The following is an 18109-nucleotide window of genomic DNA, read 5'->3' on the forward strand; positions in this document are numbered from 1 at the left end:
CGTGAGGTACCTGGCCGTTTGTGAAGGGTTCGTACGAACTCCAGGCCGGACGCTCGATCACGGACCGGCGCGGCACCGCGCCGATTACCGTCGGAGACAGCCCCGGCCCGGACCTGACGACCGGGCCGGGGCTCAGTACCGCTAGCGGGTCGCGAACCCGTACACCGTCTCCGACCGGAACACCTCGCCCGGCGCCAGCACGGTGCTCGGGAAGCCGGGCCGGTTCGGCGAGTCCGGGAAGTGCTGGGTCTCCAGCGCGATCCCGTCCCCGGGCGCGAACGGCGCCTCCAGATGGTCGGCGGTGTACAGCTGGAGCCCGGGCTCGGTGGTCGCCACCGTCAGCACCCGCCCGGACGCCGGGTCGTACACCTCCGCGACCTGCTCGGCCGCCTCGGTGACCCCCTTGTCCAGCACGAAGTTGTGGTCGTACCCGGACCCCACCTTGCGCGCTGCCCGGAAGTCGAAGCGGCTCCCCGCCACGTCCGCGAACTCACCCGTCGGGATCAGGTCCGCGTCCACCGGAGTGATCCGGGACGCGTCGATCATCAGCTCATGGCCGCCCGCGTGCCCGGCGCCCCGGCCGCCCAGGTTGAAGTAGCTGTGGTTGGTCAGGTTCACCACCGTCGGCGTGTCGGTGACCGCCTCGTACGCGATGTGCAGCGCGCCCGCCTCGTCCAGCGTGTACGTCGCCGCCACCTCGAGGCGGCCCGGGAAGCCCTCCTCGCCGTGCGGGGAGACCCGGCGCAGCCGCACCCCGTGCGCCACCGGCACCGCGTCCCAGACGTACTTGTCGAAGCCGCGCTCCCCGCCGTGCAGCGTGTTCGGCCAGTTGTTGCGGGCCAGCGTGTACGCCTGGCCGTCCAGCGTGAACCGCCCGCCCGCGATCCGGTTGGCGTACCGCCCGACCAGGGCACCGAAGTAGGGCCCCGGATGCGCCAGATACCCGTCCAGCTCCGCGAACCCCAGCACCACATCCGCGCTCCGCCCGTCCCGGTCGGGGACCTCGGCGCACTGCACGATCCCGCCGTACGACAGGACCCGGACCCGTACACCCGCCCGCTCCAGGGTCCAGCGATGGACCGGAGTGCTGTCCGGAAGTGTTCCGAAGAGTTCGTTCATGTGCGAACTCTAGGACAACGGCGGATCAGTCCCGCTTCGCCGTGACCGCCCGGTAGGCGATCGCCGCCAGCCGCGCCTGCCCGTCCACACTCGGATGGAACCAGTCCCAGTGACTCAACTGCCCGGTCCCGAACCGGTAGTCGTGGACCGCGCCGCCGTCCGTCCGGCACCGCTCATCGGCCTCGCACACCGACGCCAGCACCTCGTTGTAGTCCGCCACCCGCTGTTCCACCCGCGCCCGCCGCGAGGTCGCCGCCGCGTCCACCGCGTCCGCGTCGCCCAGCATCGACGGACAGATGCCCAGCTTCCACACCTGCTTGCCCAGCGCACTGGTCCGCCCCTGGGCCCACAGCCGCTTCAGATCAGGAATGCTCGACACGTACACCTGCGCCTTGGGCAGCTTCGCCCGCAGCGCCCGCAGCGCGTCCTCGAACTGCTCCCGGAACTCCGCCACCGGCGTCATCGCCGCCGTACTCGACCGGCACGCGTCGTTGGCCCCCACCATCACCGTCACCAGCTCCGGCCGGTGCTCGGCGGCCCGGGCGACCTGGCCGGCCAGATCCGCCATCCGGGCCCCGGTCACCGCGTGGTTCCAGCTCCGCGCCGCCGCCTTCTTCCCCAGCAGCCGTACGGCGAGACTGTCGACCTTCGCGCTGTCCCCGGTCGCCCACGACACCTCCGGGCAGTCCGACAGCACCGTACAGGCGTCGAAACCGCGGGTGATGGAGTCGCCCACCGCCGCGACCGACCCCGGACTCGGGTCCCACACGGGCGTCGGCGTCGGGGACGGCTTCGGCGACGACGACCCGCCGGACGCGTCGGAACCACCGCCCGCGTCACATCCGCTCACCCCGAGCAGCGCCGCGACCAGCACGGCGCACCCGGCCCGCGCCCGCCGTCGCCCCCGGTGGGTCCGCTCCCGCACACCGCGCCCCATCCCTCCTCCTGCCTCCTGTGACCCGCCAAGGTCTCCAACCCATGACACCGCGCCAAGGTTCCCCGGGCCCCGCGAAGCAACGTCTCAGACCCGTACAAGCGTCCTGCCGGGTGAATGGCACGGGTTTCCCCCTGCCGGGACCGACGGTACGTCACACTCCGCCCGCCCCCGCACGGTAGCCTCGCCCTCAACACGGCCCACCGGGCCGCTGCCGTTCCGCCCGCCTGAGATGTCCCGCTCTGCCCGGAGGTTCCGGTGACGACACGTGGAGTTCTGTACGTGCACTCCGCTCCGCGCGCGCTCTGCCCCCACGTCGAGTGGGCCGTCGCGGGCGTACTCGGCACGCGCGTCAGCCTGGACTGGATCCGGCAGCCCGCCGCCCCCGGCACCTGGCGCTCGGAGTTCTCCTGGCAGGGCCAGCCCGGCATCGCCTCCAAGCTGGCCTCCGCGCTGCGCGGCTGGCAGCTGCTGCGCTTCGAGGTGACCGCCGAGCCGGGCGCCGGGCACGAGGGCGAGCGCTACAGCTGCACCCCGGACCTCGGCATCTTCCACGCCGTCACCGGCATCCACGGCGACATCCTGATCCCCGAGGACCGCCTGCGCGCCGCCCTGCGCCGCGCCCAGTCCGGCGAAACCGACCTGGCCACCGACCTCACCCAACTCCTGGGCAAGCCCTGGGACGACGAACTGGAACCCTTCAGATACGCGGGCGAAGGCGCCCCCGTACGGTGGCTCCATCAGGTGGTCTAATTTCTAAACGCCCTGTGGCGTATGCCTCTAAGGGGCGCGGGGAACTGCGCGACCAGCCACAACGAACCCGCACCCGAAAACGGCGAACGGCCCGCCCCCACCTGGGGGAACGGGCCGCTCACCGCACGTCGTGTCACACGGTCCTGAACGCCAGAACCACGTTGTGCCCACCAAACCCGAACGAGTCGTTCAACGCCGCGATCCGCCCGTCCACGGGCAACTTCCGCGCCTCCCCGGTAATGATGTCCGCGTTGGCCGCGGCCTCCGGATCCAGCTCGGTCACGTTGATCGTCGGCGGCGCCACCCGGTGGTACAGCGCGAGCACGGTCGCGACCGACTCGACACCCCCCGCACCACCCAGCAGATGCCCGGTCATCGACTTCGTACTGGACACGGCCATGTGATCCGTGTCGTCCCCGAACACCTTCCGCAGCGCCTTCAGCTCCGCGATGTCCCCGGCCGGCGTCGACGTCGCGTGCGCGTTGACGTGCACGATCTCCGCCGGGTCCAGGTCGGTGCGGTCCAGCAGGTTCTGCAGGGCGTGCGAGATGCCCCGCCCGCCCGGCTCCGGCTGCACGATGTCGTGGCTGTCGGCGGAGATGCCCTGCCCGACCGCCTCCGCGTACACCCGGGCGCCGCGCGCGGCGGCGTGCTCGGCGGACTCCAGGACGATCACACCCGCGCCCTCACCGAGTACGAAGCCGTCCCGGCCGGTGTCGAAGGGACGCGACGCGCCCTGCGGGTCGTCGTTGTTCTTGGACATCGCCATCATGTTGCCGAACGCGGCGATGGGCAGCGGATGGATCGCCGCCTCCGTGCCGCCCGCGACGACCACGTCCGCGCGGCCGGTGCGGATCATCTCGATGGCGTAACCGATCGCCTCCGCGCCCGACGCGCAGGCCGAGACCGGCGTGTGCACGCCCGCCCGGGCGCCCACGGCGAGCCCGACGTTGGCGGACGGGCCGTTCGGCATCAGCATCGGCACGGTGTGCGGGGAGACCCGGCGGACGCCCTTCTCCTTCAGCACGTCGTACTGGTCGAGCAGTGTCGTCACGCCGCCGATGCCGGAGGCGATGACCGTGCCCAGCCGGTCGGGGTCGACGTCCGCGCCCTCACCGGCGCGGGCCTCGAAACCGGCGTCCTTCCACGCCTCCTGCGCCGCGACCAGCGCGAACTGCGCGGAGCGGTCCAGTCGGCGGGCCTGCGGCCGCGGAATGGTCTCGGTCGGCTCCACGGCCACTGGGGCCGCGATCCGGACCGCCTGCTCGGCGGCCCAGTCCTGCTCCAGGGGCTTGACGCCGGACTTGCCGGCCACCAGGCCCTCCCAGGTAGAGGCTGCGTCGCCACCCAGCGGTGTGGTTGCGCCGATACCGGTGACGACCACGGTGCGATTGGTCGAGCTCACGGGAATTCATTCTCCAGATACGAGGATTCGAACGGCGCCACCGCCGGGTGGCGGGGCAGTCAGCCCAGAGCGCTGATCGGCGGATCAGCCCTGGTGCTTGAGGATGTACTCGGTCGCGTCGCCGACCGTCTTGAGGTTCTTGACGTCCTCGTCGGGGATCTTCACGTCGAAGCGCTCTTCGGCGGCGACGACGACCTCGACCATGGACAGCGAGTCGACGTCCAGGTCGTCGGTGAACGACTTGCCCAGCTCGACGTCCTCGACCGGGATGCCGGCGATCTCGTTCACGATCTCCGCGAGACCGGCGACGATCTCTTCCTGAGTGGCGGCCATGACGGCGCTCCTTCGTTGTGTTCCAGAGGGTGTGGCGGTGGGTTCCGTCCCGGACGCATGATCCGGCACGGAGTGCCTAGGGGAGAGTAACGACCGTCGCGGCGTAGACGAGACCCGCCCCGAAGCCGATGACGAGTGCGGTGTCGCCGCTCTTCGCCTCGCCGGTCGCCAGGAGCCGCTCCATCGCGAGCGGGATCGAGGCGGCCGAGGTGTTGCCGGTGGTGCGGATGTCACGGGCGACCGTGACGTGCTCCGGCAGCTTCAGCGTCTTCACCATCGAGTCGATGATCCGCACATTGGCCTGGTGCGGGATGAAGACGTCCAGTTCGTCCGGGGTGATTCCGGCCGCGTCCAGCGCCTGCTGGGCGACCTTCGCCATCTCGAACACGGCCCAGCGGAACACCGCCTGGCCCTCCTGCGTGATCGCAGGAAACTTGGTGTGGCCCTCGGCGGCGAACTGGTCCCAGGGCACGGTCTGCTTGATCGTCTCGGACTTGTCGCCCTCCGAGCCCCAGACCGTCGGACCGATCGCCGGCTCCTTGGCGGGGCCGACCACGACCGCGCCCGCGCCGTCCCCGAAGAGGAACGCGGTGGCCCGGTCCTCCAGGTCGGTCAGGTCGCTCAGCCGCTCCACGCCGATCACGAGCACGTACTCCGCCGAGCCCTCGACGATCATGCCCTTGGCCAGCGTCAGCCCGTAGCCGAAGCCCGCGCAGCCCGCCGAGATGTCGAACGCGGCGGCCTTGCCGGTACCGAGCTGGTCGGCGATGGCGGTGGCGATCGCCGGGGTCTGGGCGAAGTGCGACACCGTCGACACGACGACCGCGCCGATCTGCTGGGCGTCGATCCCGGCGTCCGCGATCGCCTTGCCGGACGCCTCGACGGACATCGCCGCGACGGTCTCCTCGGGGCCCGCCCAGTGCCGGGTCTCGATGCCGGAGCGGGAGCGGATCCACTCGTCGGACGAGTCGATCGTCTCCAGGATCACCTCGTTGGGCACCACCCTGGTCGGGCGGTAGCCGCCGACACCGAGGATGCGCGCGTACGGGGCTCCCTTGCTTGGCTTGATCTTCGACATGCTCTCGGGCTCCTTCTCACGCACCGTGTTCCGCGATCAGTTCGCGGGCGGCGTCGAGGTCGGCGGGGGACTTGAGGGCCAGCGTCTTCACGCCGGGCAGCGCGCGCTTGGCCAGCCCGGTGAGCGTGCCGCCGGGGCACACCTCGATCAGGGCGGTGACTCCCAGCTCCTTGAACGTCTCCATGCACAGGTCCCAGCGGACCGGGCTGGCGACCTGGCCGACGAGCCGGTCGAGCAGCTCGGCGCCGGTGGCGACGGCCCGGCCGTCCCGGTTGGAGACGTAGGTCACGGCGGGATCGGCGGGGGACAGCTCCGCGGCGGCCGCGGCGAGCTTGTCCACCGCCGACGCCATGTGGTGCGTGTGGAAGGCGCCGGCCACCTTCAGCGGAACGACCTTGCGGACGCCCTCCGGCTTGTCCTCGGCCAGCGCGGCGAGCTGCGCCAGGGTCCCGGCGGCGACGATCTGCCCGGCGCCGTTGACGTTGGCCGGGGTCAGGCCGAGCTTCTCCAGGTGCGCCACGCTGACCTCGGGGTCGCCGCCGAGCAGCGCCGACATCCCGGTCTCGGCGGTGGCGGCGGCCTCGGCCATGGCCAGGCCCCGCTTGCGTACGAGGCTCAGCGCGGCGGTGTCGTCGAGCACGCCGGCGAACGCGGCGGCGGTGATCTCGCCGACGCTGTGGCCCGCGACCGCGCCCGGCGCGATCTCGGAGACGGCACCCAGTGCCGCGGCCGAGAGCAGGCCGGCGGCGACCAGCAGCGGCTGGGCGACGGCCGTGTCACGGATCGCGTCGGCGTCGGCCTCGGTGCCGTAGTGGGCGAGGTCGAGGCCGATGGCGTCCGACCACGCGGCGACGCGGTCGGCCGCACCGGGCAGCTGAAGCCAGTCAGTCAGGAAGCCGGGCGTCTGGGCGCCCTGGCCGGGAGCGACGAGTACGAGCACTCTCACACTCTCTCTTGGGGACGGGCGTGGCCGCCCGTGGGGACAGGGACGAAGAACACGGAGGGGTTTTGTGGACCCTCCACAAAAGACTAGAGTTGTGGATCTCCATCGGCCAGACGTCCCAGGATCAGCGCGATCCGCAGGGTGAAGGCGGATCGTACATCGGAGGGTGACCAGCCGGTGACATCAGTCACACGTCGGAGCCGGTAGCGCACGGTGTTGGGGTGGACGAAGAGCATCCGGGCGGCCCCTTCGAGACTGCTCGCCTGTTCGAGATAGACGCTGAGCGTCTCCAGCAGCGCCGCACCCGCCTCTTCCAGCGGTCTGTAGATCTCCTCCACCAACTGGAGCCGGGCCGCCGGGTCCCCGGCCATCGCGCGCTCCGGGAGCAGATCGTCCGCGAGCACCGGACGCGGCGCGTCCGGCCAGGCCGAACCCGCCTTCAGCCCGGCGGCGGCGGCCTGCGCGGACCGGGTCGCGGCGAGCAGGTCGGGCACCACCGGACCGGCCACCACCGCGCCCTGCGCGAACGGCCCGATCAGCGACTTGGCGACCGCGAGGGGGTTGTCGCTGCCGCCCGCGATGACCACCAGCCGGTCCCCGAGCACCCCGGTGAGCACCTGGAGCTTGGCGTGCCGGGCGGCCCGCCGGATCGCCTCCACGGTCAGCTCGGAGTCCCCGTCGGGCGCGGTCCCCAGCACCACGCACACATGCTCCGGCGAGTTCCACCCCAGCGCGGCGGCCCGGGACACGGCCCCTTCGTCGGCCTCCCCGCTGAGCACCGCGTTGACCACCAGTGACTCCAGGCGCGCGTCCCAGGCACCGCGTGCCTCGGCGGCCTGCGCGTAGACCTGGGCGGTGGCGAAGGCGATCTCCCGGGCGTACACCAGCAGCGCCTCGCGCAGTACGGACTCGTCGCCGGGGGCCGCGACCTCGTCGATCGCGGACTCCATCACCTCGATGGTGGTGCGCACCATCTCCACGGTCTGCCGCAGCGTGATCGCCCGGGTCAGCTCACGCGGCGCGGTGCCGAAGACGTCGGTGGAGATGGCCTGCGGGGTGTCCGGCCGCCGGAACCACTCGGTGAACGCGGCGATGCCCGCCTGGGCGACCAGCCCGATCCAGGACCGGTTCTCCGGCGGCATGGCCCGGTACCAGGGCAGGGTCTCGTCCATCCGCGTGATCGCCTGCGCGGCGAGCGACCCGGCGGACTGCTCCAGCCGCTTCAGGGTCGCCGAGTGCGGATGGGCGGGACGCCGCTCGGGCAGGGGGTTGCTGGCTTCGGGTTCGGGCACGGGACAAGACTGCCTTATCGGGATGGTTGGCTGTGCCGCCGGGTCTACGGTGGACCGCGTGATGGACGTACGCCGCGCCGACGCGCGCTACCCGGGAGGTGACCCGGCGGCCGGAATCGACTCCCGGCACGCCTTCTCCTTCGGCCCCCACTACGACCCGGACAACCTCCGCTTCGGTGCGCTGATCGCCTGCAACGAGGAGCGGCTCGCGCCCGGCGCCGGCTTCGGCGAACACCCGCACAGCCACACCGAGATCGTCACCTGGGTGGTCGAGGGCGAGCTGACCCACCGGGACAGCACGGGGCGGGAGACGGTGGTGCGCGCCGGGGACGTCCAACGGCTCAGTGCGGCGGGCGGCGTCCGGCACGTGGAGCGCAACGACGGCCCCGAGCCGCTGGTCTTCGTTCAGATGTGGCTGGCCCCGCGCGAGCCCGGCGGCACGCCGTCGTACGAGATCGTCCGCGGCATCGCCGACGCCACGCCGTACGCCCTGCCCGCCGCCGGCGCCATGCTGCACGTACGGCGCCTGGCGAAGGGGGAGCGGACGGCGGTGCCGGACGGGGCGTACGTGTACGTCCATGCCGTACGCGGTGCGGTACTGCTGGCCGGGGCCGAGCTGGGCCCCGGCGACGCGGCACGCGTCACCGGGGCGGCGGGGCTGGAGGCGGAGGGGTTGACGGAGGCGGAGCTGTTGCTGTGGGAGATGACTACCGCAGACCGTCTATGAACGCCCGCCAGGCGGCTGCGCCGACGGTCACGACGGGGCCGGCGGGGTTCTTGCTGTCCCGGACGGCTCCGAGGGAGGCGGCGACCTCGACGCAGTCGCCGCCGCTCGGTCCGCTGTAGCTGGACTTACGCCACTGCGTCGCGCTGGCTTCGATCTTCATAGCGTTCCTCCATCACGCGGGCGATCAGCGCCGCCGAGTCGCTTACGGACAGGGCGGCTGCCTGCAAGTGAGCGTAATGGAGGCTGGCTTGCTTGATGGTTTCCGGGTCGGCCGTCATGTGGCCGGACATCATGTCCTCCGTGTAGAAAATGTCCGGATGATCGGCGAATCGCAGGATGTTGAACGCCCCGGCGAGCCCGGGGTGTTCGCCCGCAGAGTTCGGCAGCACCTGGATGCGCATCCACCGGTGCTCGTTGAACTCCAACAACCGCTCCAGTTGCCGTCGCATCACCCCCGGGCCGCCGATCGGACGGTGCAGCACCGCTTCATCCAGGACGACCCAGGTCAGCGGCGGTTGGAGCCGCTCCAGGATGCGCTGGCGTTCCATCCGGGCCGACAACAATCCCTCAAGGTCGTCCGGCGATCCCGTGGCGAGGACCGCCCGCGCGTACTCCTCCGTCTGAAAGAGCCCGTACACCAACTGTGCCTGATACGTGGAGATATAAGCCGCCTTCGCCTCCATCTCCGCGTACGGCTGAAACCACGTAGGGAGTTGGCTGCGCAGGACCAGGCCGATCAGGCGGGAGAACTGGCCGTCCGTGCCGAGCCCCGCGTCCACGCGTTCGGAGAAGTCCCGGGTGGGAACCTTCTTCGTGGTCTCGATCTGGCCGATCAGCGACCCCGTGCAGAAGATGATCGCGCCGAGTTGCTGGAGGGTGAGTCCGGCCGCCTCACGACGGCGGCGCAGTTCCCAGCCGTAGTAGTCGAGCGGGGACGCGGTCGGGTCGAGCATATTGATGTGGACCACGGGGCACCTCAACTCCTCTTCTGCTTCTGTTCCTTGACCGCCAGGCGGCGTTTCTCCTCCGCGTCCCACAGGGCCTGCAGCTCAAGGGTGCGTTCGTCGAGTTCGAGCGGCTCGTCCTCTTCCTTCCACAGGCCCTCCGCCTTCAGCTTCCGGACCTGGACGTCGATCGGGTCCTCCGGGTCGTAGTCGCTGGGCCGGGGGCCCTCCGGGCCGTCCGGGCCGATCCGGACCAGCCGCTCGACCCGGGTGACCCGGTACCGCGTCCCGTCGACGGTGAGACTGTTGCCGCGCTTGGCGTCCAGTTTGTCGGCCGCGCGCGCGTACTCCGCCTTCTTCTCGTCCGACAGCCGCAGCGTGAACGGCGCCATGACCCGCAGCCACCCGGCGAGGGCGTCGCGCGCGCCCTGCGGCGAGGAGTGCGAGGCGCCCGGGTTGTGCGACTGCCACTCCCCGTCGGTGCGCTCGGCGACCATGAACACGGCCGGCAGCAGCACCCCGCCGGGACACTCCTGGGCGGCGCGGCGCGCGTCGGCCCGGACGTCCTCCGGCGCGCCGGCGCCGGCGCCGACCAACTGGACCAGGTCGAACTTCAGCAGGCTGTCGGAGAGCCCGGCGCTGGTGTACGGATCGACCACGAAGCCCTTGGTGGGCCGGGGCACGCTGTGGCCCTCGCCGACCTCCGCCGGGTCGGGGTCGGAGGGCCGGGGCGGTTCGGGGCCGCCGTTGCCCATCCGGATGAACTTCGAGGCCCGGACGATCCGGAACCGCTCCCCGTCGACGGTGAGCTCGTTCACCACCTCCCGGTCCATCCGCAGGGCGGCGGCCATCCACGTCCTGTGGCCCTTGGCGTCCCCGGCCTCCTCGGCGTCCTTGGCCCGCATCCGGAAGTGCGACCCCATGGAGTCCCGGGCGCCCTGCGGGGTGTCGTTGCCGTACTCGGACAGCTCCCAGCCGCCGGTGTCCAGCGCCCGGGCGTGGAAGAACTCCCCGAGGCCCACTCCCATCAGCCGGGGGTACCGCTCCCGCGCCTCCCACGCCTCCTGCTCGGCGAACGCCGCGATGGGGCCTTCCTGGTGGGCGACCCGGAAGGTCAGGTAGCCGGGAACTCTGTCTGCGTAACCGCTCATGTACTCAATGTGCTCGAAAGCGGGGCGGTTTCGCCGGGGAACGGGAGAATCAGCCCGCTTCGGTGAGTACCGCGTCCGTGAACGGCGGCCACGCCTGGACCGCCCACGGCCCGAACGCCCGATCGGTCAGGGCGGCGCAGGCGAGCCCCGCGGCCGGGTCGATCCACAGGAACGTGCCCGACTGCCCGAAGTGCCCGAAGGTGCGCGGGGAGGAGCCCGACCCCGTCCAGTGCGGGGACTTGCCGTCGCGGATCTCGAAGCCGAGGCCCCAGTCGTTGGGGTTCTGGTGGCCGTAGCCCGGCAGTACGCCCTTGACGCCCGGGTACTGCACGGTCATCGCCTCGGCGACGGTGCGCGGGTCAAGGAGGCGCGGCGCCTGCACCTCGGCGGCGAAGCGGAGCAGGTCCTCGACGGTGGAGACGCCGTCCTTGGCGGGGGAGCCGTCCAGGGTGGTGGAGGTCATGCCGAGCGGGGCGAGGACCGCCTGCCGGGCGTACTCGGCGAACGGGATGTCGGTCGCCTTGGCGAGGTGGTCGCCGAGCTGCTCGAACCCGGCGTTCGAGTACAGCCGCCGCTCCCCGGGCCGGGCGGTCGTGCGGTGCTCGTCGAAGGCCAGCCCGGAGGTGTGGGCGAGCAGGTGCCGGACCGTCGACCCGGGCGGACCGGCGGGTTCGTCCAGTTCGACGGCGCCCTCCTCGTAGGCGACGAGGGCCGCGTAGGCGGCGAGCGGCTTGGTGACCGACGCCAGCGGGAAGCGGTGTCCGGCGGGGCCGTGGGTGCCGAGCACGGTGCCGTCCGCCCGTACGACACCCGCCGCGGCGGTGCGGACCGGCCAGTTCTCGATCGACGCGAGGCTGTTCAGCGACATGCCGTCGAGCCTAGGCGGGTCAGAACGTCAGCCGCATCGAGGGGTCCGGCTTGTGGACGAAGCCGAGGGAGGCGTAGAGCGGCTCGGCGTCGGCGGAGGCGTTCAGATCGACCTGCGCGGCGCCCCGCTCCCGGAACCACTCCAGCAACTCCGCCATGCCCGCCCGCGCGTAGCCGCGGCGCCGGGCGTCCGGGTCGGTGGCGACGCTGAACACGTACCCGACGCGGCCGTGCGGATTGCCGGCCCGGCCGATCCGGTACTCCAGCGTCCCCGCCACCAGCGCGGCCAGCGCCCCGGGCCGCTCCGGGTGGTCGACGACGAACGCCGCGAAGTCCCCGTCCGGGGCGGCCAGCCGCTTCCGCAGGGTGGGCAGCGACTCGGCGTGCCAGCCGGCGCCGCCCGGCCCCGCCGCCATCGAATCGATCATCACCTGGCGCAGGCGCAGTACTTCCGCGGCGTCCTCGGGCACGGCCCGGCGTACGAGACTCATGGACGCGACGGTAATGATCCACCCCCTGCCCTGTCCGGCGATTTTCGGCCGGGCCGCTTGCCTGGAGCGCACTCCAAGGCCATAGCGTGGACGCCATGACGGTGATGCAGAGCACGCCCCGCACCGGCACCTGCTCCTCGGGGCCCCGGCGCCACCCGCGCCCCGACGGCCAGGACCGCTACACCATCAGCGAGGTCGTCGCCCACACCGGACTGACCGCGCACACCCTGCGCTGGTACGAGCGGATCGGCCTGATGCCGGACATCGACCGCTCGCACACCGGCCAGCGCCGCTACCGCAACCGCGACCTGGACTGGCTCGACTTCGTCGGCAAGCTCCGGCTGACCGGCATGCCGGTCGCCGACATGGTCCGGTACGCCGAACTGGTGCGCGAGGGCGACAGCACCTACGGCGACCGCCGCGACCTGCTGGAGACGACCCGGCAGGACGTCCTGACCCGGATCGCGGAACTCCAGGACGCGCTGGCCGTGCTCGACCTGAAGATCGGCTTCTACGACCGCGCCTAGAGCCCGCCAGAGCCCGCTGGCGCCCGCTAGAGCTGCGCGAGCAGTTCCGCCTTCTTCTCCGTGAACTCCTCGTCCGTGACCAGCCCCGCCTGGTGCAGCTCCCCGAGGTGCCGGATGCGTTCGGCGATGTCGGCCGGGTCGCGGCGGGCGGCCGGTACCGCCACCGGCGACGCCCCGCGCACCGCGGCCAGCACCGCCGCGGCGAACGGCAGCGACTCGTGCACCGCCCCGTAGCCCAGCCCGAACACCACGGACGCCGGGTCCTGGTCGGCCTGGGCGGGCGCGTCCGGCTCGTCCCGGCGCGCCAGCCGCAGACAGCCCTCGAAGACCTCCGGGGAGCGCCACTCCACCCCGCTGAGCGCGGCCACCGGGAACGTCTGGTCGCCGGCCTTCCACTTCGCCGACGACGCCCCGGTCCAGAACCAGCGGAACGACACCGCCGTCCCGTCGAAGGACGCCTTCGCGTCGTACGCCTTGAAGTGCAGCGGCGGCTCGGGGGCGGCCACCAGGTGCCGGCCGGCGGGACCGGGACCGGTGTCCGGGCCGGGCAGGTGCGCGCGCAGTTCGTCGGCGTAGTACTCGGCGAGCACCTCGCGCTCGGCCGGCAGCACCAGCCGGTAGGGGTCGGACGACTCCTTCAGCTGTCCCGCCGCCACCTCCATCAGCGGGTCGGCGCCCGCGCGCGGCTCGATGCGCAGGACGACCGTGCCGCGTCTGCCGGGCGTCAGCGTCACGCCCGCGATCGCGTCGAGCGGGACCCGGCGTTCCCCCAGTGCCTGAAAGAGCTTCGGTGTTCGAATCCCCCGTTCGTAGCGGATGAGCACGGAGTCGGACCCGAACTCCCAGGCGGCATGAAATCCGGCCAGTACGTCACCCATGCGGCTCATCGTATGCGGCACCGGTCGCCGCGTCCTATCCCCGCGCGGGCCGCGGTTTCCGTCGTCTCTACGCGCGTCCGGCCTCGCCCGCCGCGGACAAACCGGCCCGGCAGCCGTCGTCCTGCCCGGCGCAGTCCACCGAGCGGTATGCGCCAACCCCGATCCGCGCGAAGTTGGCCAGGCTCTCCGTGCCCGGGGCGAAGTAGCCGCTGTGCCCCTGGGCGCCGCGCGCCGACAGCACCCGCGCGCCGAACGCGGCGGAGACCGGGTCGGCGCCGTGCCCGAGCCCGCCCCACTCCAGGTTCGGCACGTCCTGGATCCAGTCGTCGGCGTCCCGCATCGCCCACACCCGGGCCGGGGTGCGCAGCCCGGCGGCGGTCTCCACCCGCATGCCGGGGCTGCCGGCCACCGCCACGTCGGCGACCCGGCCGGGCAGCGACCGGGCCGCCAGCCCGCACACCACCGAGCCGTAGCTGTGGCAGAAGAGGGAGACCGGTGTCCGGCCCGGCAGCGCGCGCACCAGCGCGTCCAGCCGGTCCGCGCCCTGCGCGGCGAGCGTCGCGGTGGCCGCGTCCACGCCGAGCCCGCTGGGCGCGGTGTAGTCGGCCCAGGCGATCACCGCCGTACGGGTCGCCGGGCGCGCCGCGCGCTCGGCCCGGTACAGCGCCCTGGCCATGCCGACCGGCGCGGCGTACCCGCGCTCGGCGCGCTGGAAGGTGAGCAGGTCGGTGTCGGAGCCCGGCACCACGACGGACACCCGGTCGGCCCGGTTCAGGCTGCCGAACACCTCGGCGACCCGGCCGGCGCCGTCCGGGTCGAAGGCGAGGACGTGCCGTCCCGGGCGCAGCAGCTGCTCGTAGCGGTGCATGCGGGCGGCCGCCTCCTGCTGCCCGGCGGGCGAGAGCCGGCTGTCGTGCAGCCGCCGGCGCTCCTGCTTCCGGGCCGTCGCGAGGGCGGTCCGGTTGGCCCGGTAGCGCAGGGCCACGGGGGCGCCGTTCATGTTGCCCACGGCGAGCGGGTAGCGGCGGGCCAGGGCGGAGCGCTGGGCGGCGGTGAGCGAGGCGAAGAAGCGCGCGAGGCGGACCGGGCCGGTGCCGGTGTCCGGCAGCCGGCGTCCGCCGACGCGGCCGTGCTCCCACGCGGTGACCGACGCCTGGAGCGCGGTCGTCTCCCGGTGGTTGCGCAGGGCGGTCCAGCCGGTGGTCGCCAGCATCACGAACACCACGGCCAGCGCGAGCAGCGCCCGCCAGACATTCAGTTGCGGGGAGGTGTCGAAAGAAGTCACTGGGAGGACACACTAGGAGAACGAGACGGTCTCGGGTGCGTCAAGTGGCACGGATCACGTTTCGGTCGCGGCAGACGGGGATGGGGCGGGGGACGGGCGGGGCGAGGGGGAGGACGATGGGGCGGGGGGCGGTGTCGGGTGCCAGTCTCCGGTGAGGGCCGGTCCCAGGTGGTCCAGGTGAGCGGCCGTCAGGTCGCGCAGCGCCGTGAGGCTCGGGTCGCCGCGGGTGGTCCAGATCCGTTCCGTCACCCGCATCACCGCGCCGAAGGCGGCCACCAGCACGCGGGGCCGCGGATCGGTGTCCACGTCCAGGCCCTCGCGCCCGGCGATCACCCGCGCGATCTCCTCCTCCAGCTCCGTGGCCCGGTGCAGATGGGCGGCGAGCAGCGCCGGGGTCGACTCGATCACCTGGTAGAAGCGCAGGTGCACGTCGAGCGGGACGAGCTGCTCGATGGCCGCGCCGATGCCGTCCCAGCTGTCCGTCAGCGCGCCGCGCAGCGCGTCCAGCGGCGCCTCGCGCGGCGGGCGGGCGCGGATCGCGTCGACGAAGTGCGACTCGGCGAGGCGGGCCACGTAGAACGCAGCGTCCTGCTTGCCGGCGAAGTAACGGAAGAAGGTGCGCTGCGAGACGTCGACGGCCGCGGCGATGTCGTCGACGGTCGTCTCCTCGTAGCCCCGCGCGGTGAACAGATCGAGGGCGGCCCGCAGCAGGGCGTCCCGGGTGTGCTGCTTCTTGCGTTCGCGCAGCGTTCTCAAATGGCCTCTCCTTCAACACTTCCCCCAGCTCAGGCTATAGGGGGGTGTCATGTCAGTTACCGACTTGTGAATTGATTCGTCAATTGTCAGTGGCTGTCACTAAGCTCGAAAGCATGACTAGTCAGACCATCGAGACGACGGGGCCGGGAGACCGGGGGCCGTCGGACGCCGGGCCGGCCAAGGGGCTGCGCGGCCATCCGTGGGTCACGCTCATAACCGTCGCCGTCGGGGTCATGATGGTGGCCCTGGACGGCACCATCGTGGCCATCGCCAATCCGGCCATCGGCAAGGACCTCGGCGCGAGCTGGTCCGAGCTGCAATGGATCACCAACGCGTACTTCCTCGCCCTCGCGGTCACCCTGATCACCGCGGGCAAGCTCGGCGACCGGTTCGGTCACCGGCAGACCTTCCTGATCGGCGTGGCGGGCTTCGCCGCGTCCTCCGGGGCGATCGGGCTGTCCAGCAGTATCGGGGCGGTCATCGTCTTCCGGGTCTTCCAGGGCCTGTTCGGGGCGCTGCTGATGCCGGCCGCGCTCGGGCTGCTGCGGGCGACCTTCCCGGCCGAGAAGCTGAACATGGCGATCGGCATCTGGGGCATGGTCATCGGCGCGTCCACGGCCGGCGGCCCGATCCTGGGCGGCGTGCTCGTGGAGCACGTCAACTGGCAGTCGGTGTTCTTCATCAACGTGCCGGTGGGTGTGATCGCCCTGGTGCTCGGCGTACTGATCCTGCTGGACCACCGCGCGGAGAACGCGCCGCGGTCCTTCGACATCGTCGGCATCGTGCTGCTGTCGGCCTCGATGTTCTGCCTGGTGTGGGCGCTCATCAAGGCGCCCGAGTGGGGCTGGGGCGCCGGCACGACCTGGCTGTTCATCGCCGTGTCGGTGGTCGGCTTCGCGCTCTTCGCCTTCTGGGAGACGAAGGTGAGCGAACCGCTGATCCCGCTGGCGATGTTCCGCTCGGTGCCGCTGTCGGCCGGTGTGGTGCTGATGGTGCTGATGGCCATCGCCTTCATGGGCGGCCTGTTCTTCGTCACCTTCTACTTGCAGAACGTGCACGGGATGAGCCCGGTCGACGCCGGTCTGCACCTGCTGCCGCTGACCGCGATGATGATCGTCGGGTCGCCGGCGGCGGGCGCGATGATCACCAAGTTCGGGCCGCGGGTGCCGCTGGCCGGCGGCATGGCGCTCACCGCGATCGCGATGTACGGCATGTCGACGCTGGAGACGGATACCGGCAGCCTGGCGATGTCGGTGTGGTTCGCGCTGCTGGGGCTGGGGCTGGCCCCGGTCATGGTCGGCGCCACCGAAGTCATCGTGGGGAACGCGCCGCTGGAGCTGTCCGGGGTGGCCGGCGGTCTCCAGCAGGCGGCGATGCAGATCGGCGGCAGCCTCGGTACGGCGGTGCTGGGCGCGGTGATGGCCTCCAAGGTGGACAGCTCCTTCGCGGGCAACTGGGCCGAGGCGGGGCTGCCCAAGCTCACGCCGGCCCAGCTGGACGCGGCGGCGGAGGGCGTGCAGCAGGGCATCGCGCCGGTGCCGCCGGGGACGCCGGCGCCGGTCGCCGAGAAGATCGCGGATGTCGCGCACGACACGTTCATCTCCGGGATGAGCCTGGCGTCGCTGACCGCGGCGGGGGTGGCCGTGGTGGCGGTGTTCGTGGCGTTCCTGACGAAGAAGGGGGAGAACGCGGAGGCGGGCGCGGGCGTCGGCCACATCTGACGATTCCCTCATCAGGGTGACAATTCCGGCGAAGCCTCCCCTTTTGTTGTGCGTCGCAGGTGACATGGGGGATGACGGCTGCGGCGCGCTGCTGGAGGGGGGCAGCGCGCCTTGCCGGGAGGATTGGCCGTCTCATCGGGGGTACCCGAACTCCAGCAGGAGTTCAGGGAGTTGATGATGACGAGCTTCGGACCAGGAACGCGCAGGCACCCTCGCTCACGTGGCCGGACGTGGTCAGGGAGCGGGCCGGATCGCGCGACGCTCGCAATCATCGGGGTCGTGTGCGCGGTCGCCGGGTTCTTCGCGCTGGGGATCCTCCTCGGCCCCGCGGCGATCGTCTGCGGCTGGCTGGCGATGGGCCGGACCTGGGCGGGCTCCCGCCCGCTCCCGGCCGTCATCGCGGTGGCCCTGGGAACGATCGACACGGTGGCCGCGCTGATCGCGCTGATTTGACGCCTGCGGCGCCTGTGCGGGTCCGGTGGGGCTGCGCGTAGCGCCCTCGGTGGGGTTGTGGGTCGGGGCCGGGGCGGGGGGGGGTGTCCGTCCTCGGAACGGCGCGAAATCGGTCTCCTACGGGGCTCACCCGGGTCGACGCGCCAACCGCTGCGGGCGAACACCCCCCACCCCGCCCCCTTCCCGCCGCGAGCGAGCGCGCGCACGTACGTACCCACTCGACAACGCACGGCGCACGACTCATAGCCGCGCACCCGCGCTCCTCCGCGGACGCCGCGCACCCGCCCACCCGCGAACGCCGCGCACCTGCCCAACCGCGCGGGCGCCGCGCACCCGCCCCTCCGCGAACGCCGCGCACCCGCCCCTCCGCCGGGCGCCGCGCACCCGCCCATCCGCGGGCGGCGCGTACCCGCCCAACTGCGGGCAGTCGTGCCGCCTGGGGCGGCACGGGT

The 18109-nt window shown here is 72.2% G+C and carries 20 protein-coding genes; 5 read left to right on the forward strand and 15 right to left on the reverse strand.

The features are described from left to right. Positions 1 to 141: 141 nt before the first annotated feature. On the reverse strand, positions 142 to 1119 hold the full coding sequence (locus AB0G32_RS37295; protein WP_361174307.1) for an aldose epimerase family protein: 978 nt from the start codon (positions 1117 to 1119) through the stop codon (positions 142 to 144). A 25-nt stretch (positions 1120 to 1144) separates the two neighbouring features. Continuing rightward, positions 1145 to 2056 carry an SGNH/GDSL hydrolase family protein gene (locus AB0G32_RS37300; RefSeq protein ID WP_361174310.1) on the reverse strand — a complete coding sequence of 304 codons (912 nt, stop codon included), beginning with the start codon at positions 2054 to 2056 and terminating at the stop codon, positions 1145 to 1147. A 255-nt stretch (positions 2057 to 2311) separates the two neighbouring features. Here AB0G32_RS37300 and AB0G32_RS37305 point away from each other — a divergent pair, with 255 nt between their 5' ends. Beyond that, on the forward strand, positions 2312 to 2806 hold the full coding sequence (locus tag AB0G32_RS37305) for a DUF3145 domain-containing protein (protein WP_361174313.1): 495 nt from the start codon (positions 2312 to 2314) through the stop codon (positions 2804 to 2806). Positions 2807 to 2939: 133 nt separating this feature from the next. On the opposite strand, the gene fabF is transcribed toward AB0G32_RS37305, so the two are convergent. The 5 genes from fabF to fasR form a co-directional block, all read right to left on the reverse strand. Then, the gene (gene fabF / locus AB0G32_RS37310) at positions 2940 to 4211 is read right to left on the reverse strand and encodes a beta-ketoacyl-ACP synthase II (protein WP_361174316.1); all 1272 of its coding nucleotides are present in this window, start codon (positions 4209 to 4211) and stop codon (positions 2940 to 2942) included. Positions 4212 to 4295: 84 nt separating this feature from the next. Next, positions 4296 to 4544 (reverse strand): acyl carrier protein, encoded by a 249-nt coding sequence (locus AB0G32_RS37315; protein ID WP_361174319.1) that lies wholly within the window; start codon positions 4542 to 4544, stop codon positions 4296 to 4298. Positions 4545 to 4620: 76 nt separating this feature from the next. Then, complete coding sequence (locus AB0G32_RS37320; RefSeq protein WP_361174322.1) at positions 4621 to 5622, reverse strand: ketoacyl-ACP synthase III; 1002 nt, start codon at positions 5620 to 5622, stop codon at positions 4621 to 4623. Between the two features lie 16 nt (positions 5623 to 5638). Continuing rightward, positions 5639 to 6562 carry an ACP S-malonyltransferase gene (locus AB0G32_RS37325; protein WP_361174325.1) on the reverse strand — a complete coding sequence of 308 codons (924 nt, stop codon included), beginning with the start codon at positions 6560 to 6562 and terminating at the stop codon, positions 5639 to 5641. An 89-nt stretch (positions 6563 to 6651) separates the two neighbouring features. Beyond that, complete coding sequence (gene fasR, locus AB0G32_RS37330; RefSeq protein WP_361174328.1) at positions 6652 to 7857, reverse strand: fatty acid biosynthesis transcriptional regulator FasR; 1206 nt, start codon at positions 7855 to 7857, stop codon at positions 6652 to 6654. 61 nt (positions 7858 to 7918) lie between these two features. On the opposite strand from fasR, the gene AB0G32_RS37335 reads away from it, so the two are divergent. Continuing rightward, positions 7919 to 8584, forward strand: a complete 666-nt coding sequence (locus tag AB0G32_RS37335) for a pirin family protein (protein ID WP_361174365.1) — start codon at positions 7919 to 7921, stop codon at positions 8582 to 8584. Here the strand turns inward: AB0G32_RS37335 and AB0G32_RS37340 are convergent. Genes AB0G32_RS37340 through AB0G32_RS37360 form a run of 5 tightly spaced genes read right to left on the reverse strand, consistent with a single transcriptional unit; the run spans position 8565 to position 12037 of the window. Beyond that, the gene (locus tag AB0G32_RS37340) at positions 8565 to 8744 is read right to left on the reverse strand and encodes a DUF397 domain-containing protein (RefSeq protein WP_361174331.1); all 180 of its coding nucleotides are present in this window, start codon (positions 8742 to 8744) and stop codon (positions 8565 to 8567) included. The genes AB0G32_RS37335 and AB0G32_RS37340 overlap by 20 nt on opposite strands. Continuing rightward, positions 8710 to 9552 (reverse strand): helix-turn-helix transcriptional regulator, encoded by an 843-nt coding sequence (locus AB0G32_RS37345; protein ID WP_361174334.1) that lies wholly within the window; start codon positions 9550 to 9552, stop codon positions 8710 to 8712. Before AB0G32_RS37345 ends, AB0G32_RS37340 begins: the two co-directional genes overlap by 35 nt. Positions 9553 to 9560: 8 nt before the next feature. Further along, entirely contained in the window at positions 9561 to 10679 is a 1119-nt protein-coding gene (locus AB0G32_RS37350) for a DUF5954 family protein (RefSeq protein ID WP_361174337.1), read from the reverse strand. Positions 10680 to 10728: 49 nt separating this feature from the next. Further along, entirely contained in the window at positions 10729 to 11547 is an 819-nt protein-coding gene (locus AB0G32_RS37355) for a serine hydrolase domain-containing protein (protein ID WP_361174340.1), read from the reverse strand. A 19-nt stretch (positions 11548 to 11566) separates the two neighbouring features. After that, positions 11567 to 12037 (reverse strand): GNAT family N-acetyltransferase, encoded by a 471-nt coding sequence (locus AB0G32_RS37360; protein WP_361174343.1) that lies wholly within the window; start codon positions 12035 to 12037, stop codon positions 11567 to 11569. A gap of 95 nt (positions 12038 to 12132) precedes the next feature. On the opposite strand from AB0G32_RS37360, the gene AB0G32_RS37365 reads away from it, so the two are divergent. Next, on the forward strand, positions 12133 to 12564 hold the full coding sequence (locus AB0G32_RS37365) for a MerR family transcriptional regulator (RefSeq protein WP_361174346.1): 432 nt from the start codon (positions 12133 to 12135) through the stop codon (positions 12562 to 12564). 26 nt (positions 12565 to 12590) lie between these two features. Here AB0G32_RS37365 and AB0G32_RS37370 read toward each other — a convergent pair whose 3' ends face one another. From AB0G32_RS37370 to AB0G32_RS37380, 3 genes are all read right to left on the reverse strand, one after another. Then, positions 12591 to 13442 carry a DUF4429 domain-containing protein gene (locus AB0G32_RS37370; RefSeq protein ID WP_361174349.1) on the reverse strand — a complete coding sequence of 284 codons (852 nt, stop codon included), beginning with the start codon at positions 13440 to 13442 and terminating at the stop codon, positions 12591 to 12593. Between the two features lie 67 nt (positions 13443 to 13509). Continuing rightward, positions 13510 to 14727, reverse strand: a complete 1218-nt coding sequence (locus tag AB0G32_RS37375; RefSeq protein WP_361174353.1) for an alpha/beta hydrolase — start codon at positions 14725 to 14727, stop codon at positions 13510 to 13512. A gap of 54 nt (positions 14728 to 14781) precedes the next feature. Then, a complete protein-coding gene (locus tag AB0G32_RS37380) occupies positions 14782 to 15483 on the reverse strand; it encodes a TetR family transcriptional regulator (RefSeq protein WP_361174356.1) in 702 nt (233 codons plus the stop codon). A gap of 113 nt (positions 15484 to 15596) precedes the next feature. Here AB0G32_RS37380 and AB0G32_RS37385 point away from each other — a divergent pair, with 113 nt between their 5' ends. Together AB0G32_RS37385 and AB0G32_RS37390 are read left to right on the forward strand one after the other, a co-directional pair. Further along, on the forward strand, positions 15597 to 17204 hold the full coding sequence (locus AB0G32_RS37385; RefSeq protein ID WP_361174359.1) for an MFS transporter: 1608 nt from the start codon (positions 15597 to 15599) through the stop codon (positions 17202 to 17204). 174 nt (positions 17205 to 17378) lie between these two features. Further along, complete coding sequence (locus AB0G32_RS37390) at positions 17379 to 17657, forward strand: small hydrophobic protein (protein ID WP_361174362.1); 279 nt, start codon at positions 17379 to 17381, stop codon at positions 17655 to 17657. Positions 17658 to 18109: the final 452 nt, after the last annotated feature.

This window comes from Streptomyces sp. NPDC023723, assembly GCF_040639815.1.
GTDB lineage: Bacteria > Actinomycetota > Actinomycetes > Streptomycetales > Streptomycetaceae > Streptomyces.